General features: G+C 37.7%; 23 protein-coding genes. 22 read left to right on the forward strand and 1 reads right to left on the reverse strand.

From position 1 onward, the window contains the following. Positions 1–93: 93 nt before the first annotated feature. From MKX67_RS09840 to spoVM, 17 genes are all read left to right on the forward strand, one after another. The gene (locus MKX67_RS09840) at positions 94–2,772 is read left to right on the forward strand and encodes a cation-translocating P-type ATPase (RefSeq protein WP_307314500.1); all 2,679 of its coding nucleotides are present in this window, start codon (positions 94–96) and stop codon (positions 2,770–2,772) included. 167 nt (positions 2,773–2,939) lie between these two features. Then, positions 2,940–3,812: a YicC/YloC family endoribonuclease gene (locus MKX67_RS09845; RefSeq protein WP_224938566.1), complete on the forward strand. Its 873-nt coding sequence runs from the start codon at positions 2,940–2,942 to the stop codon at positions 3,810–3,812. A 59-nt stretch (positions 3,813–3,871) separates the two neighbouring features. Beyond that, positions 3,872–4,135: a DUF370 domain-containing protein gene (locus MKX67_RS09850; protein ID WP_095369581.1), complete on the forward strand. Its 264-nt coding sequence runs from the start codon at positions 3,872–3,874 to the stop codon at positions 4,133–4,135. A 9-nt stretch (positions 4,136–4,144) separates the two neighbouring features. Beyond that, positions 4,145–4,759 carry a guanylate kinase gene (gene gmk / locus MKX67_RS09855; protein WP_095369580.1) on the forward strand — a complete coding sequence of 205 codons (615 nt, stop codon included), beginning with the start codon at positions 4,145–4,147 and terminating at the stop codon, positions 4,757–4,759. A 1-nt stretch (position 4,760) separates the two neighbouring features. After that, positions 4,761–4,985 (forward strand): DNA-directed RNA polymerase subunit omega, encoded by a 225-nt coding sequence (gene rpoZ, locus MKX67_RS09860; protein WP_095369579.1) that lies wholly within the window; start codon positions 4,761–4,763, stop codon positions 4,983–4,985. A gap of 158 nt (positions 4,986–5,143) precedes the next feature. Then, a complete protein-coding gene (gene coaBC, locus MKX67_RS09865; protein WP_322909216.1) occupies positions 5,144–6,352 on the forward strand; it encodes a bifunctional phosphopantothenoylcysteine decarboxylase/phosphopantothenate--cysteine ligase CoaBC in 1,209 nt (402 codons plus the stop codon). Continuing rightward, positions 6,349–8,757 carry a primosomal protein N' gene (priA, locus tag MKX67_RS09870; protein WP_322909217.1) on the forward strand — a complete coding sequence of 803 codons (2,409 nt, stop codon included), beginning with the start codon at positions 6,349–6,351 and terminating at the stop codon, positions 8,755–8,757. The genes coaBC and priA overlap by 4 nt, the downstream gene beginning before the upstream one ends. A gap of 112 nt (positions 8,758–8,869) precedes the next feature. Further along, complete coding sequence (gene def, locus MKX67_RS09875) at positions 8,870–9,355, forward strand: peptide deformylase (protein WP_322909218.1); 486 nt, start codon at positions 8,870–8,872, stop codon at positions 9,353–9,355. Continuing rightward, the gene (gene fmt / locus MKX67_RS09880) at positions 9,352–10,302 is read left to right on the forward strand and encodes a methionyl-tRNA formyltransferase (protein WP_322909219.1); all 951 of its coding nucleotides are present in this window, start codon (positions 9,352–9,354) and stop codon (positions 10,300–10,302) included. The genes def and fmt overlap by 4 nt, the downstream gene beginning before the upstream one ends. Beyond that, positions 10,299–11,651, forward strand: coding sequence for a 16S rRNA (cytosine(967)-C(5))-methyltransferase RsmB (gene rsmB, locus MKX67_RS09885; protein ID WP_322909220.1), 1,353 nt, complete (start codon positions 10,299–10,301; stop codon positions 11,649–11,651). The genes fmt and rsmB overlap by 4 nt, the downstream gene beginning before the upstream one ends. 4 nt (positions 11,652–11,655) lie before the next feature. Then, complete coding sequence (gene rlmN, locus MKX67_RS09890) at positions 11,656–12,741, forward strand: 23S rRNA (adenine(2503)-C(2))-methyltransferase RlmN (RefSeq protein ID WP_095369573.1); 1,086 nt, start codon at positions 11,656–11,658, stop codon at positions 12,739–12,741. Positions 12,742–12,745: 4 nt separating this feature from the next. Next, on the forward strand, positions 12,746–13,495 hold the full coding sequence (locus MKX67_RS09895; RefSeq protein WP_095369572.1) for a Stp1/IreP family PP2C-type Ser/Thr phosphatase: 750 nt from the start codon (positions 12,746–12,748) through the stop codon (positions 13,493–13,495). A 9-nt stretch (positions 13,496–13,504) separates the two neighbouring features. Then, positions 13,505–15,496: a Stk1 family PASTA domain-containing Ser/Thr kinase gene (pknB, locus tag MKX67_RS09900; RefSeq protein WP_342489214.1), complete on the forward strand. Its 1,992-nt coding sequence runs from the start codon at positions 13,505–13,507 to the stop codon at positions 15,494–15,496. Between the two features lie 15 nt (positions 15,497–15,511). Further along, positions 15,512–16,396, forward strand: a complete 885-nt coding sequence (gene rsgA, locus MKX67_RS09905; protein ID WP_095369570.1) for a ribosome small subunit-dependent GTPase A — start codon at positions 15,512–15,514, stop codon at positions 16,394–16,396. Between the two features lie 3 nt (positions 16,397–16,399). Then, positions 16,400–17,044, forward strand: a complete 645-nt coding sequence (gene rpe / locus MKX67_RS09910) for a ribulose-phosphate 3-epimerase (protein WP_224938574.1) — start codon at positions 16,400–16,402, stop codon at positions 17,042–17,044. 132 nt (positions 17,045–17,176) lie between these two features. After that, complete coding sequence (locus MKX67_RS09915; RefSeq protein ID WP_322909222.1) at positions 17,177–17,830, forward strand: thiamine diphosphokinase; 654 nt, start codon at positions 17,177–17,179, stop codon at positions 17,828–17,830. A gap of 90 nt (positions 17,831–17,920) precedes the next feature. Beyond that, positions 17,921–18,001 carry a stage V sporulation protein SpoVM gene (gene spoVM / locus MKX67_RS09920; protein WP_095369568.1) on the forward strand — a complete coding sequence of 27 codons (81 nt, stop codon included), beginning with the start codon at positions 17,921–17,923 and terminating at the stop codon, positions 17,999–18,001. Positions 18,002–18,084: 83 nt separating this feature from the next. Here spoVM and rpmB read toward each other — a convergent pair whose 3' ends face one another. Then, entirely contained in the window at positions 18,085–18,273 is a 189-nt protein-coding gene (gene rpmB / locus MKX67_RS09925; RefSeq protein WP_095369567.1) for a 50S ribosomal protein L28, read from the reverse strand. 406 nt (positions 18,274–18,679) lie between these two features. Here rpmB and MKX67_RS09930 point away from each other — a divergent pair, with 406 nt between their 5' ends. The 5 genes from MKX67_RS09930 to plsX all read left to right on the forward strand — a co-directional run bounded on the left by MKX67_RS09930 (position 18,680) and on the right by plsX (position 24,824). Beyond that, positions 18,680–19,042 carry an Asp23/Gls24 family envelope stress response protein gene (locus MKX67_RS09930; RefSeq protein ID WP_095369566.1) on the forward strand — a complete coding sequence of 121 codons (363 nt, stop codon included), beginning with the start codon at positions 18,680–18,682 and terminating at the stop codon, positions 19,040–19,042. 16 nt (positions 19,043–19,058) lie between these two features. Continuing rightward, complete coding sequence (locus MKX67_RS09935) at positions 19,059–20,744, forward strand: DAK2 domain-containing protein (RefSeq protein ID WP_322909223.1); 1,686 nt, start codon at positions 19,059–19,061, stop codon at positions 20,742–20,744. Between the two features lie 252 nt (positions 20,745–20,996). Next, positions 20,997–23,036 (forward strand): ATP-dependent DNA helicase RecG, encoded by a 2,040-nt coding sequence (gene recG, locus MKX67_RS09940; RefSeq protein ID WP_322909224.1) that lies wholly within the window; start codon positions 20,997–20,999, stop codon positions 23,034–23,036. Positions 23,037–23,244: 208 nt separating this feature from the next. Then, complete coding sequence (gene fapR / locus MKX67_RS09945) at positions 23,245–23,802, forward strand: transcription factor FapR (protein WP_095369563.1); 558 nt, start codon at positions 23,245–23,247, stop codon at positions 23,800–23,802. A 32-nt stretch (positions 23,803–23,834) separates the two neighbouring features. After that, a complete protein-coding gene (gene plsX, locus MKX67_RS09950) occupies positions 23,835–24,824 on the forward strand; it encodes a phosphate acyltransferase PlsX (protein WP_095369562.1) in 990 nt (329 codons plus the stop codon).

Consider the following 24,824-nt stretch of genomic DNA (forward strand, 5'->3'; position numbering starts at 1 on the left):
AGCTCTCCATCGAGATAGTAGGGGAAGCAGGACGGTTCGCATGTAGTAGATGCGAATTCTCTTAAAATGAAAAGGAGGAAGTGTGATGTCCGAATGAAATACCATGAGATGGAAGCGAGAGAGGTTGAAGACACGTTAAACACAAATAGGCATGAAGGCATGTCTGAAGAAGATGCGCAAAAAAGATTGGAGCAATTTGGATATAACGAATTAGCAGAAGGAGAAAAGCAATCCGCTTTACTCTTATTTTTTAGTCAATTCAAAGACTTTATGACTTTAATTCTATTAGTAGCCACATTGATATCTGGGCTACTGGGTGAATATATTGATGCAATCGCCATTATTGCGATTGTGCTTATCAACGGAGTATTAGGTTTTTTTCAGGAACGAAAAGCAGAGAAGTCATTAAGTGCGCTAAAAGAATTATCCACACCTCATGCAACAGTATTACGTGATGGAGAATGGAAGAAAATCCCCTCAAAAGAAGTCGTTGTTGGTGACTTATTGAAGTTCTCCTCCGGTGATAGAATTGGGGCGGATATCCGCTTAATCGAGTGCAATAACTTAGAAATAGAAGAATCGGCCTTAACAGGTGAATCATTACCGGTGCAAAAAACAGTCGCAGCAATTAAGCAAGATAACCCCGGAATCGGCGATATGGAAAATATGGGATTTATGGGTACGATCGTAACGAAGGGTAGCGGAGTGGGGGTTGTCATTGGCACAGGAATGAAAACAGCGATGGGACAAATCGCTGATATGATTCAAAGTGCGGAAACGATGACAACACCGCTGCAAAGAAGGTTGGAACAATTAGGGAAAATTCTCATTGTTGTCGCACTATTCTTAACGGTTCTTGTCGTAGGTATCGGTGTGCTACAAGGACAAGAATTATATACGATGTTCTTAACAGGGGTATCGTTAGCTGTAGCAGCTATACCAGAGGGATTACCGGCGATAGTCACTGTGGCCTTATCGCTAGGAGTCCAACGCATGATTAAACAAAAGGCGATTGTCAGAAAGCTCCCAGCAGTAGAAACATTAGGCTGTGCTTCTGTCATATGCTCCGATAAAACGGGAACCCTGACTCAGAACAAAATGACTGTCACCCATTTATGGAGTGGTGGGAACACATGGCAAGTAGATGGCATTGGCTATACACCAAAAGGAGATTTTTATCGCAGTGAAAAACGTATAGATCCGAAAAATGAAAAAACATTACAACAATTATTGATGTTTGGTATGCTTTGTAATCATGCTGAAATTCATAAGAAAAATAAAGAATTTGTCATTGACGGTGATCCAACAGAAGGTGCATTGTTAGTCGCTGGGATGAAAGCAGGATATAGTCGCCCCTCTTTATTAAATCAATATGAAATTCTCGAGGAATTTCCTTTTGATTCAACTAGAAAAATGATGAGTATTGTGTTAAGGGATGCCAGTGGCAGAAGATTTGTTGTCTGTAAAGGAGCACCGGATGTGTTGGCGCAGAACTGTGAGAGTATCCTGTGGGAAAATCGTAAGCAAGCAATGACCCAAGAGATGCATAGATCAGTTAATGAGGCAATTCACGGTTTAGCCTCCCAAGCACTAAGAACAATTGCAATAGGATATAAGGAATTGACTAATGAGGGCAGAATAACATCAGAAAAAGATGCAGAAAATCGATTGACGTTTATAGGTTTACAAGGAATGATTGATCCACCAAGGACAGAGGTACGAGCTGCGGTTAAAGAATGTAAAGAAGCAGGAATTAAGACAGTGATGATTACAGGCGACCATATTACAACTGCTCAAGCAATTGCTAAACAATTAGGTATTCTTAATAAGTCAACAAAAGTAATGGAAGGAAAAACATTAGCTACATTGAGTACAGAAGAGTTAGAAGATGTAGTGGATGATGTATCTGTGTTTGCGCGCGTATCACCGGAACATAAACTAAAGATTGTTAAAGCTCTGCAAAATCGCGGTCATATTGTAGCTATGACAGGGGACGGAATCAATGATGCGCCAGCTATCAAAGCTGCCGATATTGGCATTGCGATGGGCATTACTGGTACGGATGTAGCAAAAGAAGCATCTTCTCTTATTTTACTTGATGACAACTTTGCAACCATTAAATCAGCAATAAAAGAAGGGCGAAATATTTACGATAATATTAGAAAGTTTGTAAGGTATTTACTTGCATCTAATGTTGGCGAAATACTGGTTATGCTATTTGCAATGATTTTAGCGCTACCTCTGCCGCTAGTACCTATACAAATACTTTGGGTGAATTTAGTAACAGATGGCCTGCCGGCGATGGCGTTAGGTTTAGACCGACCAGAAGGTAATGTCATGAAGCGAGAGCCGCGAAATCCTAAAGAAGGCATTTTTTCAAGAGGGCTTGGCTGGAAGGTTATTTCAAGAGGTTTTTTAATTGGTGGAGTAACCTTACTTGCGTTTATGCTCACATATAAAGGCGATCCTAGTGAGCTCGCATATGCGCAAACCGTCGCTTTTGCGACATTAGTCCTTGCTCAATTAATTCATGTGTTTGATTGTCGAAGTGAAAAATCAGTTTTTGCTCGAAATCCATTCGGTAATATGTATCTTGTCTGGGCGGTTATTTCTTCGGTTTTACTTATGCTGATTGTTTTATATTGGCCGCCATTGCAACAAATTTTCCACACAGTACCAATCGCTGGTCGTGATTGGTTAATGATTGTTGGCTTATCAGCTGTCCCAACATTTTTGCTTGGCTTCACATATTTGGCAAGAAAATCGAAGTGAAATATGGTATAATCCTTTAGGTAGTAGAGTGAAACTCTATTACCTTTTGGTTTTTTAAAGAAAACTACATAATATATGAGTGTAAGAAAAGGTATGGTTAGTGCCAAATTTGTATAAGAAAGTTGTAGGTACTTCCCGCAAACGGCGAAAGGAAGTGTGGTTAAACGATGGTAGCGAGTATGACAGGGTATGGACAGGGTAAAAGGCAAACTGACACCTTCTCTATCACGATTGAAGTAAAAACGGTTAATCATCGTTTTACAGAATATTTCCTGCGCATTCCAAAGCAATTTCTCAAGCTGGAAGATAAAATAAAAAAAACGCTTAATCAATATATTAAGCGTGGTAGAATAGAAGTCTATGCAACCATAGAACAAACGGGATCGAAACAAAAGAAGATACGTGTGGATTGGGATTTGTTAGACGAATTTTATCGTTCAATGACAGAAGTGAAAGAAAAATATAAGTTAAGTAGTGAGCCTGGGCTAAAAGATTTACTTAATGAAGATGTGTTTGCTATTGTGGAAGTGGATGAAGAAGACGAATGGCTAGATGAGCTGATTCTTGAAGCGACAAATGAAGCTGGTAAAGAGCTGCAAATGATGCGGTTAGCTGAAGGTAAGGAGCTAGAGAAGGATCTTTTTAAACAGCTCGGTTTACTAACTGAATGTCTTAACCGCTTATATGACCTAGCCCCTAACGTGGTAAAGCAATACGAAGACCGTTTGCGAAAGCGAATGGAAGAATATGCTGATGGTCATATTGATGAATCAAGAATTATTACAGAGGTGGCAATTTTTGCAGATAAGGCCGATATCAATGAAGAATTGACACGACTCGCATCACATCGTAATCAATTTCAATTGACCCTTTCCTTGGAAGATGCAATTGGCAGGAAGCTTGATTTCATGATTCAAGAGATGAATCGCGAAGTCAATACAATCGGTTCAAAAGCGAATGATTCTACCATTGCTGGAGAAGTAGTTGAGATGAAAGGTCTATTAGAAAAGATGAAAGAACAAGTACAAAATATTGAATAAAGCGGTTTAGAAACGCGTGATAAAGGTCAAAATAGTTAACTGATGACGGGGGGACGCATATGTCAATAAAATTAATTAATATTGGCTTCGGAAACATTGTTTCTGCCAATAGAATCATATCAATAGTGAGTCCGGAATCGGCACCAATTAAGAGAATTATTCAGGATGCAAGAGACCGTGGTGTACTGATAGATGCAACATATGGCCGTAGAACGAGAGCAGTCATTGTCATGGATAGTGATCATGTCATTTTATCTGCTGTTCAGCCGGAAACAGTAGCTGCACGACTGAACGACCGCGATGATGTTATCGATGAAGGGTAGGATTTTCTAATGAAGGAAAAAGGTTTATTAATAGTACTCTCAGGTCCATCTGGTGTAGGGAAAGGTACAGTGAGAAAAGAGATTTTCTCACAGCCTGATACGGCATTTGAATACTCTATTTCTATGACAACAAGAAAGCCGAGACAAGGTGAAGTTGATGGAGTAGATTATTTCTTTAAATCTCGTGAAGAATTTGAAACATTAATAGAACAAGATAAATTATTGGAGTATGCTGAGTTTGTTGGCAACTATTATGGAACCCCTGTTGATTATGTGAAACAAACGTTAAACGAGGGCAAGGATGTATTTTTAGAAATAGAAGTACAAGGTGCAAAGCAAGTGCGTGAGAAGTTTCCTGATGGCTTGTTTATCTTCCTTGTTCCACCTAGTTTATCTGAATTAAAAAATCGTATTGTTACACGAGGCACAGAAACAGAAGATATAATTAATAATCGTTTAAGTGCAGCTAAAGAAGAAATTGAAATGATGAAATTATATGATTATGTTGTAGAAAATGATCAAGTGGAAAACGCTTGTGACAGAATTAATGCGATTGTAGTAGCAGAACATTGCCGTCGCACGCGCGTTGAACCTAGATATTTGAAAATGTTGGAGGCTGAATAATATGTTAAATCCATCAATTGATTCATTGATGACAAAAATTGATTCAAAATACTCTCTTGTGTCTGTGGCTGCTAAAAGAGCACGGAAATTACAAAATAATGAAGAGCAATATCGTTTAGAAAAATATGTATCACATAAAAATGTGGGTAAAGCATTAGAAGAGATTAATGCAAACGAACTATTTTATCGCTTAGGTGATACAACGCATGAAGGGGAAAAAAGGTAAAATACACATATATGAAAAAATAACAACCTGTATGGAGGTTGTTATTTTTGTTCATAGCCGTAATTTTTGTTAAAAACAAGAAGAGATAGATGAAAAAGTGAGCGAAATTATTCATAATAAAAGAAAAATAACCTTTTGAATATTGGGGGTTTGTATAGATGTTGAATGGTAAAAAAATCCTGTTGTGTGTAACCGGCGGTATTGCTGTTTATAAAGCTGTAGCTTTAACAAGTAAGTTAACGCAAGCTGGAGCTTGTGTGAAAGTAATGATGAGCGAGTCAGCTAGACAATTTGTGTCACCATTAACTTTTCAAGTGATGTCACGTAATGATGTATATTTTGATACCTTCGATGAAAAGGACGCTAGTAAGATTGCTCATATTGATTTAGCAGACTGGGCAGATTTGATATTGATTGCACCAGCAACTGCGAATATTATTGGTAAGCTTGCAAATGGCCTAGCAGATGATATGATTTCTACAACATTGTTAGCACACACATCGCCTGTATGGATTGCACCGGCGATGAATGTCAATATGTACAATCATCCTGCAGTGATAAAAAATATTGATACACTTCATCAGTTTGGTTATCAATTTATTGAACCGAGTGAAGGCTATCTCGCATGTGGTTATGTTGGAAAAGGTAGATTAGAAGAACCGGAAAAGATTGTTGAGCATATGAATCATTTTTTCAATCAAAAGGAACCGTTGTTAAAAGGGAAAAAGTTATTGATCTCAGCAGGGCCGACAAGAGAAAAAATTGATCCTGTTCGTTATTTAACCAATCATTCGAGTGGTAAAATGGGCTATGCGATTGCAGAAGTCGCAGCGAAACTTGGTGCAGATGTGACATTAGTATCAGGTCCTGTCCATATTTCTTCACCTCATGGTGTAAAAGTGATCAATGTTGAAAGTGCGGAAGAAATGTATGAAGAAATGATTACTCGTTTTGCTGATGCTCATATTGTAATAAAAACGGCTGCTGTAGCAGATTATCGGCCTAAATATACTTATGATCAGAAAGTGAAAAAGAATGATGGTGATCAACAGTTGGAATTAGAAAGAACTAAAGATATTTTAATGGCACTTGGTAAAAGAAAAAACAATCAAGTGTTGGTGGGTTTTGCGGCAGAAACAAATAATGTGGATGTATATGCGAGAGGAAAGCTGAAAAAGAAAAATGCTGATATGATTGTAGCCAATGATGTAACAAGTGCGGGTGCCGGATTTGGAACAGATACGAATGTTGTTACTCTCTATAAACGAGATGGGACTAAAACAGATCTCCCGTTGATGTCAAAACATGACGTAGCAGAAAGCATTTTAAAAGAAGCGCTTTATTTATATGAGGATGAGGGGAAATGATTGCTGAGGTCATTGTTGATGTACCGGCTAAGCAAACAGATCGACCTTTTGATTATGTTATTCCGCAATCACTTGAGACGGTCATTCAAATTGGGATGCGAGTCGTTGTCCCATTTGGGCCAAGGAGAATTCAAGGTTTTGTCATTGGGATCAAACCTCAGTCCACGCTTAATAAATTAAAAAAAATCATTGAGCCGTTAGATTTAACACCTGTATTATCTGAATCGCTCATTTCATTAGGAAATTGGCTATCAGAAGAAACTTTAAGTTATCGGATCTCTGCTTATCAAGCGATGTTACCAGCAGCACTTAAAGCAAAATATCAAAAAAAATTACAAGTTTCAACTGAAAACAAACAGTTGTTGCCGCAAACCTTACAAGGCTTATTTACTAACCAAGATAGCATCCTGTGGGAAGAAGCGAAAGAAACAGGCTATTTATCATTGTTACAGCAAGAAGTAACGAAAGGTCATATTCTAATTATTTATGAAGTGAAAGATAAAATAAAAAAGAAAAAACGCCTCGCCATTAGAAGCGCTCTTTCAACAGAGGAATTAAAGACTTATCAATCGTCTCTTACCCCACGGGCACAAAAACAACATGACGTGATTAATTACTTTATCGAAAATAAAGATTGGATATTCTTAACTGACTTAACGGCAACACTACAAATATCGAATGCCGTTGTAAAAGAACTAGTGAAAAAAGAAGTATTAGAGGAGAGCGAACGTGAAATTTATCGTGATCCTTATGAAAATCGTTATTTTGCACGAACAGAACCATTACTGTTAACATATGAGCAACAAGAAGCCATCGATCCAATCCATGATCGCATCGCAAAATCCCTTCATGAAGTGTTTTTATTGTATGGCGTAACAGGGAGTGGGAAAACAGAAGTTTACTTACAGTCGATACAGAAAGTACTAGAGAGAGGTCAAGAAGCGATTTGTTTAGTGCCAGAGATTTCACTTACCCCACAAATGGTTCATCGTTTCAAAGGAAGATTTGGGAATCAAGTAGCTGTGATGCATAGTGGATTATCTGCTGGTGAGAAGTATGATGAATGGCGAAAAGTTCAGCGGGGAGAAGTGAAAGTCGTTGTTGGAGCGCGATCAGCTGTATTTGCTCCGTTTGAAAACCTCGGTCTCATCATTATAGATGAGGAACATGAGACAAGTTATAAACAAGAGGAAAACCCAAAATACCATGCAAAAGATGTAGCAATAAAACGAGGGAAGCAAGGGAGTTTCCCCGTTATTTTAGGTAGCGCTACACCTTCACTCGAATCATTTGCTCGTGCTAAAAAAGGTGTATACACTTTGTTAAGTTTGCCGAAGAGGATGAATAATCAAGATTTACCACATGTGGATATTGTAGATATGCGTGAAGAGCTAAGAAGTGGAAATCGCTCAATGTTTTCTTCATCCTTATTAGAAAAGCTTCAATTACGTCTAGAAAAAAAAGAGCAGACTGTCCTTTTCTTAAATAAACGTGGATATTCTTCTTTTGTCATGTGTCGTGATTGTGGCTATGTTGTTAATTGTCCGAACTGTGATATTTCACTAACTTATCATCGCCACCAGCAGCAAATGAAATGTCATTATTGTGGATATGAGGATCATGTCCCCTCTGTTTGTCCAGAATGCCAGAGTGATCATATTCGTTATTTTGGCACAGGGACACAAAAGGTAGAAGAAGAACTCCATAAAGTATTGCCTGAAGCGAGAGTTATTCGTATGGATGTGGATACAACGAGTAAAAAAGGCTCTCATGAGCGACTGCTAAATGAGTTCCAAAAAGGCCATGCAGATATTCTACTTGGGACCCAAATGATTGCCAAAGGACTCGATTTTCCAAATATAACGCTTGTCGGTGTATTATCAGCTGATACAATGCTTCATTTGCCAGATTTTCGGTCATCAGAAAAAACGTTTCAGTTATTGACGCAAGTGAGTGGAAGAGCAGGGCGTCATCAATTACCAGGAGAAGTGGTCATTCAAACATACAGTCCTGAACATTATAGTATTGAGTTAGCAGCTGAACAAAATTACGACCAGTTTTATGAGCGCGAAATGATGATCAGAAAAGGTTTAAAGTACCCACCTTTTTATTTTATTACACTTATTACGGTCAGTCACGAGCAATTGATGAAAGCGTTAGATGTCACAGAAAAAATTACCACATTTCTGACTAGTCGCTTAACTAAAAGCGCCCTCTGTCTTGGTCCGGTCGCATCACCTATTCCACGAATCAACAATAGATATCGCTACCAATGTTTGATAAAATACAAACGGGAGCCAGAGTTAAATCAATCATTAAAAAAGATATTAGATCAATATCAGCAAGAAGTGACTTCGACTTCTTTGAAAATATCTGTGGATGTTAATCCATTTATTCTGATGTAAAGAAAAATAACTAAAAAAGGTTATAGATAGAGAAAATCGTCGAGAATGGTAATAATTTTAGTCTAGCTATGGCTGCCTGTTGAATGAGAAGATGTTATGGAGGATTTATATTTTGAGTGTTAAACAAATAGTGATGTACCCTAATACAATTTTAGAAGAAAAATGTACACCGGTAACGGTTTTTGATAAAAAATTAGTAAGGCTATTAAATGATATGTATGATACAATGATTGAATTTGATGGTGTAGGACTAGCTGCTCCTCAAATAGGTCTCAATAAGAGAATAGCGATTGTAGATATTGAAGATGAACATGGCACGATTGAGATGATAAATCCCGAAGTAATCGAAACATCAGGTGAACAAACAGGTCCAGAAGGCTGTTTGAGCTTTCCCGGTATTTATGGTGATGTCACACGACCGTCATTTGTGAAAATAAAAGCATTCAATCGAAAGGGTAAGCCATATGAGTTCGCAGCAGAAGGTTTTCTTGCTAGAGCCATTTTACATGAGATTGATCATTTGGATGGAATCCTATTCACCACTAAAGTTAGCAGATATATAGAGGCAGAAGAGTTAGAGAGGTTGGATGAAGAATGACGAAAATTGTATTTATGGGAACACCGGATTTTTCAGTTCCGGTATTACGAAGTGTTATTCAAGCAGGTTATGAAGTCATTGCAGTTGTTACACAACCTGACCGGCCAGTGGGAAGGAAAAAGGTGTTAACTCCACCACCAGTAAAGGTGGAAGCACAAAAACATGGTATTCCAGTGCTACAGCCTGAGAAAGTTAAAAATAAAGAGGACTTGCAAGCTGTTTTAAATCTAGAGCCTGAACTTATTATCACGGCTGCATTCGGGCAAATTCTCCCTAAGCAATTGTTAGATGCACCTAAATATGGTTGCATTAACGTACATGCTTCATTATTGCCAGAATTAAGAGGTGGAGCACCGATTCATTACAGCATCATCCAAGGGAAAGAAAAGACTGGTATTACGATTATGTATATGGCTGAAAAATTGGATGCAGGCGATATTTTAACACAGGTAGAAGTCGAAATCGCTAAGGATGATACTGTTGGTAGCTTACATGATAAATTAAGTGAAGCTGGTAGCAAACTATTGCTAGAAACATTACCACCATTATTAAAAGGTGATTTGCTTCCGAAACAACAAGATGAAAATTTAGCAACATTTGCATACAATATTAAGCGTGAAGAAGAAAAAATTCAGTGGAGTAAACCAGCATTAGAAATTTATAACCATATTAGAGGGATGAATCCTTGGCCAGTTGCTTATACGACTTTGTCTGATGCAGTTATGAAAGTGTGGGCTTCTGTGATCATTGAATCAAAATCAAATCAAGTGCCTGGAACGATTGTCGGATTAGAAGAGGATGGCATCAATGTCTCCACCGGCGATGGTCAGATATTGAAGCTAACGGAGATTCAGCCATCAGGTAAAAAACGCATGAAAGCGAAAGATTACCTGCGCGGCGCAGGTGCCCATCTTCAAGTTGGCATGAAGTTAGGGGACAATCGATGAAAAAACAAAGAAAGAAAAATGTAAGAGAAGTTGCGATGGATTTGTTAGATGCAATTGAAAAGAACCAATCGTATAGTAATCTCCTGTTAAACCATGCTATTAATCAAAATCATTTAGAACAAAAAGATATTGGTTTGCTGACAGAACTGGTTTATGGGACGTTACAACGTAAAATGACATTAGATTATTATTTACAGCCCTATATAAAAAAACCAAATAAAGTGGAGTCTTGGGTAAAGCAATTATTAAGGATCACGGTTTATCAAATGGTTCACTTAAATAAAATTCCTGATCATGCGGCATTAAATGAAGCCGTAGAAATAGCAAAAAATAAAGGCCATAAAGGCATTGCTTCTTTTGTGAATGGGATATTACGAAATGTACAAAGAACTGGGATTAGACAAGTGGAAGAGATCAAAGATCCTATTCAAAGAATTTCAATAGCAACAAGTCACCCAGAATGGCTCGTTGCTAGATGGGTGGATCAATTTGGGATAGAAACAACGGAGGAAATGTGTAAGCTTAATTTACAAGCTCCGACTCAAACAGCGCGTGTAAATATTACGAAGGCTACGACAGAAGAAGTGATTACATTATTAGAAGAGGAAGGATATGCCGTGAAACGGAGTGAATGGGTTTCAGAAGCCATTCATGCTCTTCGAGGAAATCTTGCCAAGTCTTCAGCATTCAAAAATGGACTTATCACAATACAAGATGAAAGTTCAATGTTAGCTTGCTTGGCCCTAAATCCTCAAAAGAATGAAAAGATCCTTGATGCTTGTGCAGCTCCAGGTGGGAAAACGTCTCATATAGCTGAAGCGATGTCGGGGAGTGGAGAGGTTATAGCGATAGATCTCCATGAGCATAAAGTTAAGCTTATTGCACAAACAGCAGACAGATTAGGATTAGAGAATATTGATACTCTTGCTCTCGATAGTAGACAAGTTCAAGATCATTTCCCGCAAGAGTCGTTTGATCGTATTTTGCTAGACGCGCCGTGCTCAGGTTTAGGTGTGATGCGTAGAAAACCTGATATGAAATACACAAAAAAAGAAGATGATTTATCACGCCTGCAGTCCATTCAATTGGATTTATTAAATGCCATCACCCCATTATTAAAAAAAGGTGGTATGCTAGTGTATAGTACATGCACTGTTGATGAATCTGAAAACCATCAAGTCATTTCACGTTTTTTAAGTGACCATAAAGAATTTGTTGGAGACTCAACACTTAAGGCAAGGCTACCACAAGCGTTACAAACGTTTGTGAATGATTTTGAAATACAAGTATTACCGCAATATATTGGTTCAGACGGGTTTTATATCGCTTGTCTGAGAAAGAAGGTGTAATCACATGGAAAGAAGTGCAACAAAGAAAAATACAGAAACGAATCATCAACCATCCATTTATTCATTACAATTAGACGAACTAAAGGACTGGTTAAAAGAAAATAATGAAAAAGCATTCCGCGCAAGTCAAATTTTTGATTGGTTATATACAAAAAGAGTAACAAACTTCGATGATATGACAAATTTATCAAAAAGTTTGCGAGAAAAGCTCGATGCTTCATTTACTTTAACAACATTAAAAACGATTATTCAGCAACAATCTACTGATGGCACGATTAAATTTTTATTTGAGTTACACGATGGCTATTCAATTGAGACGGTTTTAATGCGTCATGAATACGGTAATTCTGTTTGTGTTACAACACAGGTAGGGTGTCGTATTGGTTGTACATTTTGTGCCTCGACTTTAGGGGGATTAAAACGTCATCTAGAAGCAGGAGAAATCGTTGCTCAAGTCGTAAAAGTACAACAAGCATTAGATGAAACAGATGAAAGAGTAAGCTCTGTTGTCATTATGGGTATTGGGGAACCGTTTGATAATTATGATCAAATGATGTCTTTCTTGAAAATTATTAATCATGATGATGGCTTGAATATTGGTGCTAGACATATCACTGTATCTACAAGCGGTATCATCCCGAAAATCTATAAATTTGCTGATGAAAATATGCAAATCAATTTTGCTGTCAGCTTGCATGCCCCTAATAATGATATAAGAGGAAGATTAATGCCAATCAACCGCGCTTATAAATTGCCTGATTTAATGGAAGCTATTCATTATTATGTGAACAAGACAGGTAGACGTGTAAGTTTTGAATATGGTTTATTTGGAGGAGTCAATGATCAAGTAGAGCATGCAGAAGAGCTTGCTGATCTCGTAAAAGGATTGAAGTGTCATATTAACTTAATCCCAGTCAATTACGTACCTGAGAGAGACTATGTAAGAACTCCTAGAGAGCAGATTTTTCAATTTGAAAAGGCTTTGAAAAATCGTGGGGTTAATGTGACCATCCGTAGAGAACAAGGTCATGATATTGATGCAGCATGTGGACAACTTCGTGCAAAGGAGAGAAAAGAAGAAACGAGGTGACAGTATGAAGGCTGTTTTTATGACTGATGTAGGGAAACTTCGTCAGCGAAATGAAGATAATGGTGGCATTTTTACAAACGCCAGTGGTGATCGCTTAGCTATTGTAGCTGATGGTATGGGCGGTCACCGAGCTGGTGATGTAGCTAGTGAAATGGCCAAGGAAAAGCTAAAATCTATGTGGCTGCTTGCACCAAAGATTGAAACCGCGGACCAAGCAGAAAAGTGGTTGCATGACCATATTAATGAAACCAATAAGGCTATATATGCTCACAGTAAAGAAGTAACTGAATGTGAAGGTATGGGTACGACCGTTGTTGCTGCTATTTGTACTAGTCGATTTGCTACGATTGTAAACGTAGGTGATAGCCGGTGTTATATTAGAAATGAAGCGGGTTTTCAGCAGCTAACTGACGACCATTCCCTTGTTAATGAACTGCTTCGGTCAGGGCAAATTACAAAAGAGGATGCTGAAAATCATCCGATGAAAAATTTAGTGTTACGTGTGCTCGGTACGGAAGAAGATGTAAACCAAGATATTAAAACAATTATTTTTGAGGAAGATGATAGACTATTGCTATGCTCTGATGGTTTGTCAAACAAAGTTTCAGAACAAGAGATGGAATCGATTATAAATGGAAATGACTCATTAGAGGAGAAAGCTACTGAGTTGATTAAAAGAGCAAATGAAAATGGAGGGGAAGATAATATTACCCTCGTAATCATCGAGTATGCAGATGATTGTGAGAGAGGGTGATAAACGTTGATGATTGGTAAGCGTATAAACGGCCGTTATAAAATTTTGGAAATGGTCGGTGGAGGCGGCATGGCCAACGTTTATTTAGCTCATGATATGATTCTAGATCGAAACGTGGCATTAAAGATGTTGCGTCTAGACTTCGCTGAAGATGATGAGTTTATTAAACGATTTCACCGTGAAGCTCAATCAGCTACAAGCCTAACTCACCAAAATATTGTGACGATTTATGATGTTGGAGAAGAAGATACCCTATATTACATCGTCATGGAATATGTTGACGGTCAAACATTAAAACAATACATACAAAAAAACGGGCCTGTCCCTTTGGAAACAGCGATTGATATTATGAAACAGCTGACATCAGCTATTTCTCACGCCCATCAAAACCAGATTATTCATCGTGATATTAAACCACATAATATCTTAATTGATCATGAAGGCAAGATAAAAATTACTGATTTTGGAATTGCAATGGCTCTAAGTGCAACTAGCATTACCCAGACGAATTCCGTATTAGGGTCGGTTCATTATTTATCACCAGAACAAGCAAGAGGCGGTATGGCAAACCGTAAATCAGATATATATTCATTAGGGATTGTCATGTTTGAGCTGTTAACTGGAAGATTACCGTTTTCAGGAGAATCAGCTGTTTCTATTGCATTGAAACACTTGCAATCAGAAACGCCTTCCTTAAGAAGATGGAACCCAGATATACCACAAAGTGTTGAAAATATCGTATTGAAGGCAACAGCAAAGGACCCTTTCCATCGCTATAATAGTGCCGATGAAATGGAAGAAGACCTCTCTACATCTTTGAACGAAGAGAGGATGAACGAAAGAAAGTTTACTGTACCTGATGACGATGATGCTACAAAAGCAATTCCGATCATTACTGCAGATAAAATGTACCATCCTACTGACGAAACGATTATTCATAAAATTGAAGAAAAAAATGAAGATAGTCCTGTACCTATTGTAAAAAAGGAAAGTCCAAAAAAAGAAAAAGAAGATACGAAAAAGAAGAAAAAACGAAAAAAAGGTCCAATGATCCTTATATCTACTTTTGTTCTATTAGTTGTGCTATTTGTTCTTTCCGTCACTGTTTTACCTGAGATGCTTTCACCTGATGATGTTACTGTACCAGATGTATCAAATATGAGCGTTGATGACGCGAAAACATTGTTACAAGAAGAAGGATTTACGATTGGTGAAGAAATCGAACAAAACAATGATGAAGTGAAAGCAGGGGAAGTTATAAGAACCGAACCGAGAGCAGGGAGGACACAGAAAGAAGGAACAACAGTAAATATTTATGAAAGTATCGGTAAAGAACGCTATTCAATGGAGGATTTTACTGGTCGCCCATATAGTGATATAGAAGAGTTACTAAAAGAAGAGGGTTTCCAATCTATCCAATCAGAAGAAGAATTTAGTGAGGAAGCAAAGGGAACAATTCTAGAACAGAATATTGATCCCGGAGAAGAAGTGATTCCCCAAGAAGAAGAGCTCATCTTTGTCGTCAGCAAAGGGGAGGAACCGATAGAATTAAAAGATTTAACCGGTTATAATGATAAGGCCCTAGCAGAATACGAAGCATCTAGTAGATTAACAATTGAAGTAGCTGGAGAAGAGCATCATGCTGAGATTGCTCAAGGTGAGGTCATTCGGCAGGAACCTGGAGCTGGAGCATCTTTAAATGACGGGGACACAGTAAAAGTTTATCTATCAAGTGGGCCGGAACAAGTTCCTGTAGAAGTGAAAAGAGAAGTGAATGTACCGTATAAGCCAAATCCTGATAATGTCGGACAACCTCAAGAAGTACAAATCTTTATAGAAGATATGGACAACAATATTGATGAGCCATTTAATACGATTCATATTACTGAAGATCGAGTTATTTCCTTTTCACTGCAAATACAACCAGGAGAAACCGCTTCTTACCAAATTATGAGGGATGGACAAATGATTATTCAAGAAAATGTTCCGTATGAACAGTGATGTAGGAGGACTACTATGCCAGAAGGCAAAATCATAAAAGCTTTAAGTGGCTTTTATTATGTTTTGAACAAGGATAAAGAAATCATCCAATGTCGTGGACGTGGTGTCTTTCGTAAAAATAAAATAACTCCATTAGTCGGAGATGAAGTACACTATCAAGCAGAAAATGATAAAGAAGGGTATATTTTAGAAGTGAAAAAGCGTAAAAATGAACTTATTCGCCCACCTATAGCGAATGTAGATCAAGCTTTTCTCATTTTCTCAAGTGTTGAACCTACCTTTAGTACAGCGTTATTAGATCGTTTTCTTGTCCTGGTAGAATCGAATCATATTACGCCTATTATTTGTATCACTAAGATGGATTTGGCAAGTAAAGAGGAACAAGAAACACTAGCTGTATATGCTGATAACTATCGAAAAGCAGGCTATAAAGTTGTTTTGACTTCGTCCGAAACGGCGGAAGGGATTGAGGATCTTTATCCTTTCATTACGGGAGAAATATCCGTATTTGCTGGTCAATCAGGTGTTGGTAAATCTTCACTTTTAAATGTATTACGTCCTGATTTGCAATTAAAAACAGACGATATATCCTCTCATTTAGGGAGAGGAAAACATACAACAAGACATGTGGAGCTCATTGAGATTAATGGTGGACTTGTTGCTGATACACCGGGTTTTAGCTCTTTAGAGTTTACTGAAATTGAGCAAGAGGACTTACAAAATTATTTCCCTGACATCCAAGAACTAAGCAGCTCATGTAAATTCAGAGGTTGCATGCATTTGAAGGAACCTAAATGTGCAGTTAAACAAGCTATAGAATCCGGAGATTTGCCACGTTATCGCTATGAGCATTATATTACTTTTATAGACGAAATAAGAGACAGAAAGCCGAGGTATTAACGCATGGTAAAAATTGCACCATCGATTTTATCTGCAGATTTTTCTAAATTAGGAGAAGAAATTCTTGATGTCGAACGTGGGGGAGCGGATTATATTCATGTAGATGTGATGGATGGTCACTTTGTTCCTAACATTACGATTGGTCCGTTAATTGTTGAAGCCATTAGACCGATAACGAACCTACCATTAGATGTTCATCTTATGATAGAAAACCCTGATCAATATATTCCAAGCTTCGCCTCAGCAGGAGCAGATATTATTACTGTTCATGCTGAGGCGTGTAAACACCTTCATCGTACAATACATCTCATTAAGTCCTTGGGTGTTAAAGCAGGAGTTGTGATTAACCCAGCGACACCTGTCGAAGCGATTAAGCATGTGATAACTGATGTTGATATGGTGTTATTGATGACTGTGAACCCTGGCTTTGGTGGACAATCATTCATTGAAAATGTTTTACCTAAAATTGCTGAAGTAAAAGAATGGAGTAAAACATCTAACCCCTCTCTCGAAATCGAAGTGGATGGTGGGGTAAATGAGGAGACTGCAAAAAAATGCATTGCTGCAGGAGCGAATGTTTTAGTAGCAGGCTCTGCCGTTTATAATAAACAAGACCGTAAAGAAGCAATCGCTAGACTGCGGAATTGACCTGAAAAAGCTGATTTTAAGATTATACTTAGAGTCAGCTTTTCTTATGTTTCTTGCATTTTACGATAGTTAACAATTAAAAGAATAAATAGTTCATAACCTAAAAGGATAGGAAAAGTGGAGGGCGTAGAGATGAAAATCAATATATTAGCAGGGGGACCACAACAGTATCTACCCAATCTCAATGACTATTGTTTTGATGAAGTATTATGGATAGGTGTTGACCGTGGCGCCTATACATTAATTAAAAAGGGAATCGCAATTGATTATGCATTTGGAGATTTTGATTCAGTTGATGAAAGTCAGTACAGTATGATTAAGCAGCATGTTCCTCATCTACAAAGGGTAAAACCGGAAAAGGATGAAACGGATATGGAACTAGCACTTTTATGGGCGATCGAACAAAAGCCAGAAGAAATTACGGTATTTGGAGCCACAGGTGGGAGATTAGATCATTTTTTTGCTAATACTCAACTGTTAATTCAACCACTTCTAAATGACATTCTAGTACCTATTCGTTTAGTTGATAAACAAAATCAAATTATGGTTAAAAAGAGCGGCCATTATCAAATTGCTAAGGAATCATCTTATCCATATATATCTTTTATTCCGGTAACAGAAAACGTGAGGAACTTGACATTAACGGGATTCAAGTACCCATTAACTAATCACTTCGTACCTTTAGGGTCAACTCTTTGTATAAGTAATGAACTTATTGATGATAATGGTACTTTTTCTTTTAATAAAGGCATATTAATGGTGATAAGAAGTAAGGATGAAAAATAACTAATATTGATTCCTTTGTTCTAATATGAATAAAAAGAAGTAGTGCGTACGTTTATTACTTAAGGTGTGAGACTTTGAGGAGGGACTTAAATGAGATTTTATACAATCAAGCTGCCTAAATTTTTGGGAGGCATTGTGAGGGCGATGCTAGGGACATTTAAAAAGGAGTAAAGAGTACAATCTCTTTTTCTAACGTCTTTAGTGCGAATATTGTATAAAAAAAGAGGGTACCAATACTGGTACCCTCTCATTCATTATACGCGTTCAACTTTACCTGATTTCAAAGCTCTTGCAGAAACCCATACACGTTTAGGTTTACCGTCTACAAGAATGCGTACTTTTTGTAGGTTAGCACCCCAAGTACGTTTGTTAGCATTCATCGCATGAGAACGAGCATTACCTGTTTTTGTTTTCTTTCCAGTAATTACACATTGGCGTGGCATCTATATTCCCTCCTTACTAAAACATGACATCATTATTTTCATGTTTCGATCACAATTGTCAGTTACATCTAACTTAATATGAAAGTAGCTCGCACTAATTTCATACTAAAAAGATACTTTAATAATTTATCATACAAACACCTACAATGCAATAGTTTGCCTCTATTCTATCAAGAAAAAAACCTTGACATATATGCTGTGAAAATACGTTATAATATGAAAGAGGTAAGTATGGCTTTTAAAATGCTTACATGTATAGTAAAATATTCTTTATGAAAAGTGTAGTACATGCGTCTATTCGTTCCATGGCTTCATCAAACAATGATTGTCATTCATTAGATATTCACAATGAAAACGAAGACTAGCTAAGAAGAAGCAGTAATTTACCAGAAGGGGGAACAACAAAATGTCCATCGAACTAAAGAATAACTACGGGCAAATTGATATCTCAAATGACGTAATTGCGACAATTGCAGGAGGAGCAGCAGTCGACTGCTATGGTATTGTTGGCATGGCCTCTAAACATCAAATAAAAGACGGCTTATCTGAAATCCTGCGTAAAGAAAACTTTACTAAAGGTGTCATCGTGCGTCAGGAAGAAGATGAAGTACATATCGACATGTATATTATTGTTAGCTACGGAACGAAAATTTCTGAAGTTGCTCATAATGTGCAATCCAAAGTTAAATACACTTTAGATCAAACAGTCGGTCTAAGTACTGAGTCTGTTAATATTTTTGTTCAAGGTGTTCGTGTAACGAACCCGTAATGAGGAGGAAAATTTCGTGTCAATTAAAGTTTTAGAAGGAAAACAATTTGCGAAAATGATTGTCCAAGGAGCTAATCATTTATCTACAAATGCGAATTATGTAGATGCATTGAATGTTTTCCCTGTTCCAGATGGTGATACTGGGACAAATATGAACTTGTCAATGACTTCTGGTGCAAAGGAAGTTAAAAATATAACAACCAATCATATTGGTAAAGTTGGGGTTGCTCTTTCAAAGGGTCTATTAATGGGCGCTCGTGGTAACTCTGGTGTAATTCTCTCTCAGCTTTTTCGTGGGTTCGCAAAGCATATTGAGCAGAAAGAAAGTGTAAATGGACTTGAATTTGCATCTGCATTTGAAGCGGGTGTAGAAACTGCTTATAAAGCGGTGATGAAACCTGTTGAAGGAACAATATTAACTGTTGCGAAAGATGCTGGAAACAAAGCAGTACAAGTAGCACAAACAGAAGATGATATTGTTCAAATTATGCAAGCAATCGTTAATGAAGCTAAAGCTTCTCTTGAGCGTACACCAGAGCTACTACCAGTGTTAAAAGAAGTAGGGGTAGTTGATAGTGGTGGACAAGGTCTACTTTTTGTATATGAAGGCTTTCTAGCAGAATTAAAAGGAGAAGCATTACCTGACTCCAGTGCATCTCTTCCGAAAATGGAGGAGCTTGTAAGTGCGGAACATCATAAAAGTGTACAGAGCCATATGAATACAGAAGATATTGTATTCGGATACTGTACAGAATTTATGATTAGATTTGAATCTGAGAAGTTAGCTACGAATCCATTCTCTGAAGACAAATTCCGTCAAGACTTAAGTCAATATGGTGATTCCCTACTTGTGATTGCTGATGAAAACCTTGTGAAGGTTCATATTCATTCTGAACAACCAGGGGATTGCTTATCCTATGGACAAAAGTACGGAAATCTTATTAATATGAAGATCGAGAATATGCGTTTGCAGCACACAAACATTCTTGACGAAGATGAAAAGGCTTCCGCATCACAAAATGATGCTAAAGTTCCCCAAGAAAAACGTGAATACGGAGTGATCACTGTTTCAATGGGAAGCGGAATTGCTGAGGTTTTCCGTAGTATTGGGGCGCATGTAGTAATTGAAGGCGGCCAAACAATGAATCCAAGCACAGAGGATATTGTCAAGGCGATAGAAGAAGTGAATGCAGAAAAAGTAATTATCTTACCAAATAATAAAAATATTATTATGGCTGCTGAACAGGCGTGTGAAGTATCAGAAACCGATGCCATTGTTGTTCCTTCCAAAACGGTTCCTCAAGGAATGAGTGCGCTACTTGCCTTTAATCCATCCGCGGAACTATCAGAGAATAAGGATTATATGTCTGAAGCGTTATCGCATGTGAAAACAGGTCAGATCACTTTCGCAGTCCGTGATACGAGTATCGATGGTCTTGAGATTGAAAAAGGCGACTTTATGGGGATTGAAGAAGGCAAAATAATCGTTAAAGATAAGGATAAGCTTCAATCTGCTAAAAGTTTAATTGACCAGATGATAGATGAAGATTCGGAAATTGTCACAATTATTCAAGGTGAAGATGCCTCAAAAGAAGATGTAGAAGTAATTCTTAACTATATAGAAGAGAAGTATGATGATGTCGAAGTAGAAGTGCACGACGGCAAACAACCATTATATGCATTTATCTTCTCGGTAGAATAAATAGAAGAGAATGACCATGGGTAGCTTCTTTTACACTGCTCCCGTGGTCTTTTTTCATCAAATGACTCACTGCCTTCTCCTACTTACTGCAATTGGAATTTGATATCGATGGTTAGGAGGGTAATTAGAGGTTAGTTATTTAATCATTTGGTTTATGAAACTATGCCTCTGTCTTCGCCTTAGTGCTCGCCAAAAGGGCGAGTTTTCTTTATTTCTCGTAAAGAAAGGCTGTTTTGAAAAGGAGGGTCAAGTATGTTAAGTGACAAAGTAGATCATATAAAGGGGTTGGGTCAATCTGCTGCAGATAATCTGAAAGATATGGGGATCACCACTGTAGGCGACTTGATTGAATACTTGCCTTTTCGTTATGAAGATTATCGTCTAAAAGATTTAAGTGAAATCAAACATGAAGAAAGAATTACAGTTGAGGGGAAAGTCCATTCACAGCCCACACTTAGTTTTTATGGACGTAAACGTTCGCGCTTAACATTTAGAGTTTTAGTCGATCGCTACCTCATACAAGTAATTGCTTTTAATCAACCATATTTAAAAAAACAAATAGAATTAAATGATACAGTTACTATTACGGGAAAGTGGGACCAACATCGCCAAACGATTACACTAGGTAAACTCAGCAAAGGTGAGGTTACGCAAACGAATGCATTTGAACCTGTTTATGCTGTTAAAGGCAAAGTCACAGTGAAGTCTTTACGTCGCTATATTAAGCACGCACTTGATCAATACGGACACGATATAGTAGAAACACTACCTTCAGAATATATTGGGGCATATCGGTTGATGGCGCGTGAAAAAGCGATTCGTACATTACATTATCCTGATACTCCGGAAATGCTAAAGCAAGCAAGAAGAAGGTTAGTATATGAAGAGTTCTTTTATTTCCAATTAAAAATCCAAGCATTACGAAAAATAGAAAGAGAAAGTAGTGCAGGTGTGAACATTGATTATGATCTGAAACGCTTAAAGTCATTTATAGATACACTTCCATTTGAACTGACGGGTGCACAAAAAAGAGTTGTCAATGAAATTCTCTTTGATATGAAATCTAACTATCGTATGAATCGACTGCTTCAAGGTGATGTTGGATCAGGTAAAACAGCAGTTGCTGCTATTATGTTATTCGCTGCTAATAGTGCGGGTTATCAAGGTGCATTAATGGTACCAACAGAGATTTTAGCTGAACAACATGCAGAATCACTGGCTATGATGTTTGCGAATTATCCAATAAGGATTGAAAGATTAACAAGTTCAGTGAAGGGGAAAAAGAGAAGAGAACTACTTGCAGAATTAGAGGCTGGTAACATTGATATTGTTATTGGTACACATGCGCTTATTCAAACGGAAGTTGTTTTTAAAAAATTAGGACTTGTTATTACAGATGAACAACATCGCTTTGGTGTTGAGCAGCGTCGTGTATTAAGACAAAAGGGTGAAAACCCTAACGTGTTATTCATGACTGCGACGCCGATACCGAGAACTTTGGCCATAACCGCATTTGGCGAAATGGATGTATCCATCATTGATGAAATGCCAGCAGGTAGGAAAGTAATAGAAACGTATTGGGCAAAACTAGATATGTTAGAAAGGGTATTAGGCTTTATGGAGAAAGAATTGCGTGGAGGACAGCAAGCTTATGTGATTTGCCCACTCATTGAAGAATCAGAGAAACTTGATGTCCAAAATGCAATTGATGTCCACACTATTCTTATGCAATATTTTCAGGATAGGTATAAAGTTGGTTTAATGCACGGGCGTCTACACCCTGATGAGAAAGAAGATGTGATGAAGAAGTTTAGTGACAATCAGACGCAAGTACTAGTATCTACAACTGTGGTTGAGGTAGGTGTCAATGTACCGAATGCCACAATGATGCTCATCTACGATGCTGATCGTTTTGGGCTAGCTACGCTTCATCAATTAAGAGGAAGAGTTGGTAGAGGAGATAAACAGTCCTATTGTATATTACTAGCTGATCCTAAGTCAGAAGTTGGTAAAGAAAGAATGCGGATTATGACAGAAACGAATGATGGGTTTGTTTTAAGTGAGAAGGATTTAGAGCTACGTGGTCCAGGTGATTTTTTTGGTCGCAAGCAAAGTGGGCTTCCTGAATTCAAGGTAGCTGACATGGTGCATGATTACCGTGCGCTTGAAGTGGCAAGAAATGATGCTACTCAATTAATTCAGACAGATAGCTTTTGGTATGAAAAAAAATATCAAATATTGAGGGATTACTTAAGGGATAATGGTGTGCTTGAAGGTGAGAAGTTAGATTAATAAAAAGGGAATGAAAGGAGATATGCGGACTAGAAGCAGCTATCTATTTGAATAAATAGTTTGAGGTAAACATTGCCTAGATGCTCGCTAGTAAGCTTAAGACTTTAAAAGGTCAATAGTAGCAATAATTACTTCTTGCAATATAATAGCTATAATTATATACTACTATTAGTACCTAGTCTTAATTTTCTTGGACGGTGTATAAAAAATGAAAAGAAATAAAAAGCAACGACAATCATTGTTAGTAGAAACGATAAAAGAGAACCCATTCATTACGGATGAAGATTTAGCCGATAAGTTTTCTGTCAGTGTGCAGACGATTAGGCTTGATCGGTTAGAGCTCTCAATACCTGAATTGAGAGAAAGAATAAAAACAGTCGCTGAAAAAAATTTTGAGGACGAGGTTGTCGCGCTGCCTATTGAGGAAGTAATAGGGGAAATCATTGATATTGAGTTAGATAATGTAGCCATTTCTATATTCGATGTCAAAGAGGAGCACGTTTTTAAACGAAATCAAATTGCGCGTGGACATCACTTATTTGCTCAAGCAAACTCTTTAGCGGTCGCGGTTATTAATGATGACCTTGCCTTAACAGCGAAAGCAAATATTCACTTTACTCGCTCGGTAAAGCAAGGGGAACGAGTAGTATGTAAAGCGAAAGTGATAAGTATCGATAACGATCGGACAAAGATAGAGGTTATAAGTACCGTACATAATGAATGTGTTTTTAAAGGTGAGTTTGATATGTATCGCTCGCATCAATAAAAATATTAAATGAGACTAAAGGATGAATAGATGTGAAAATTGCCATAGATGCAATGGGTGGTGACAATGCACCAGAGGAAATTGTTCATGGTGCTATGAAGGCTGCGTTAGACTTCAATGATATTGAAATTACTTTAGTAGGTAATGAAGATGAGATTAGAAAATATTTGACATCAAATGATGACAGAATTCAAGTGCTTCATACGAACGAAATGATTTTGGGCACTGATGAACCTGTTCGCGCTGTAAGAAGAAAAAAACAAGCATCAATGGTGTTAGCTGCACAACTTGTTGCAGATGGTAAGGCTGATGCTTGTATATCTGCAGGTAATACTGGAGCCTTAATGGCTGCTGGATTATTTGTAGTTGGTAGAATTGAAGGGATTGAAAGACCAGCGCTAGCCCCTACTTTGCCAACCATAGGAGGAGAAGGTTTCTTACTTTTAGATGTAGGAGCAAATGTCGATGCTAAACCTGAGCATTTAACGCAGTATGCCTTGATGGGGGCGATTTATGCAGAGAAGGTAAGAGGAGTTAAGAACCCTAGAGTTGGTTTGTTGAATATTGGTACAGAGGAGAAAAAAGGAAGCGAACTAACAAAGGATACTTTTACTAAATTGCAACAAGCTGATATCAATTTTATTGGAAATGTTGAAGCGCGTGATTTACTAAATGGCGTAGCAGATGTGGTAGTGACCGATGGTTTTACTGGCAATATGGTATTAAAGACCATTGAAGGGACAGCGATGAGTCTGTTTAAAATGTTGAAAACGGCAATGACAAGTAATCTGAAATCAAAACTAGCTGCAGCAGTATTAAAGCCTGATCTGAAAGAGTTGAAAGGAAAAATGGACTACTCTGAATATGGTGGAGCAGCATTATTTGGACTAAAGGCACCAGTTATTAAAGCACATGGATCGTCTGATCGCAATGCTTTGTACAGTGCTGTAAAGCAGACAAGAATTATGGTAGAGCATGAAGTAGCTGAAAAAGTGAAAGCGTCGCTTGAAATTCAATCATAA

The sequence above is a fragment of the Cytobacillus sp. FSL W7-1323 genome, from assembly GCF_038595015.1.
GTDB lineage: Bacteria > Bacillota > Bacilli > Bacillales > Cytobacillaceae > Cytobacillus > Cytobacillus kochii.

Excerpts from the sequence above, each read along its gene's own strand:
- MKX67_RS09850 (WP_095369581.1), top strand. The coding sequence starts at position 3,872 with ATGTCAATAAAATTAATTAATATTGGCTTCGGAAACATTGTTTCTGCC.
- rsgA (WP_095369570.1), top strand. The coding sequence starts at position 15,512 with ATGCCAGAAGGCAAAATCATAAAAGCTTTAAGTGGCTTTTATTATGTT.
- rpoZ (WP_095369579.1), top strand. The coding sequence starts at position 4,761 with ATGTTAAATCCATCAATTGATTCATTGATGACAAAAATTGATTCAAAA.
- MKX67_RS09840 (WP_307314500.1), top strand. The coding sequence starts at position 94 with ATGAAATACCATGAGATGGAAGCGAGAGAGGTTGAAGACACGTTAAAC.
- rpe (WP_224938574.1), top strand. The coding sequence starts at position 16,400 with ATGGTAAAAATTGCACCATCGATTTTATCTGCAGATTTTTCTAAATTA.
- rpmB (WP_095369567.1), bottom strand. The coding sequence starts at position 18,273 with ATGCCACGCCAATGTGTAATTACTGGAAAGAAAACAAAAACAGGTAAT.
- gmk (WP_095369580.1), top strand. The coding sequence starts at position 4,145 with ATGAAGGAAAAAGGTTTATTAATAGTACTCTCAGGTCCATCTGGTGTA.
- coaBC (WP_322909216.1), top strand. The coding sequence starts at position 5,144 with ATGTTGAATGGTAAAAAAATCCTGTTGTGTGTAACCGGCGGTATTGCT.
- rlmN (WP_095369573.1), top strand. The coding sequence starts at position 11,656 with ATGGAAAGAAGTGCAACAAAGAAAAATACAGAAACGAATCATCAACCA.
- rsmB (WP_322909220.1), top strand. The coding sequence starts at position 10,299 with ATGAAAAAACAAAGAAAGAAAAATGTAAGAGAAGTTGCGATGGATTTG.
- recG (WP_322909224.1), top strand. The coding sequence starts at position 20,997 with ATGTTAAGTGACAAAGTAGATCATATAAAGGGGTTGGGTCAATCTGCT.
- priA (WP_322909217.1), top strand. The coding sequence starts at position 6,349 with ATGATTGCTGAGGTCATTGTTGATGTACCGGCTAAGCAAACAGATCGA.
- fmt (WP_322909219.1), top strand. The coding sequence starts at position 9,352 with ATGACGAAAATTGTATTTATGGGAACACCGGATTTTTCAGTTCCGGTA.
- MKX67_RS09845 (WP_224938566.1), top strand. The coding sequence starts at position 2,940 with ATGGTAGCGAGTATGACAGGGTATGGACAGGGTAAAAGGCAAACTGAC.
- MKX67_RS09930 (WP_095369566.1), top strand. The coding sequence starts at position 18,680 with ATGTCCATCGAACTAAAGAATAACTACGGGCAAATTGATATCTCAAAT.
- fapR (WP_095369563.1), top strand. The coding sequence starts at position 23,245 with ATGAAAAGAAATAAAAAGCAACGACAATCATTGTTAGTAGAAACGATA.
- spoVM (WP_095369568.1), top strand. The coding sequence starts at position 17,921 with ATGAGATTTTATACAATCAAGCTGCCTAAATTTTTGGGAGGCATTGTG.
- pknB (WP_342489214.1), top strand. The coding sequence starts at position 13,505 with ATGATTGGTAAGCGTATAAACGGCCGTTATAAAATTTTGGAAATGGTC.
- MKX67_RS09915 (WP_322909222.1), top strand. The coding sequence starts at position 17,177 with ATGAAAATCAATATATTAGCAGGGGGACCACAACAGTATCTACCCAAT.
- MKX67_RS09895 (WP_095369572.1), top strand. The coding sequence starts at position 12,746 with ATGAAGGCTGTTTTTATGACTGATGTAGGGAAACTTCGTCAGCGAAAT.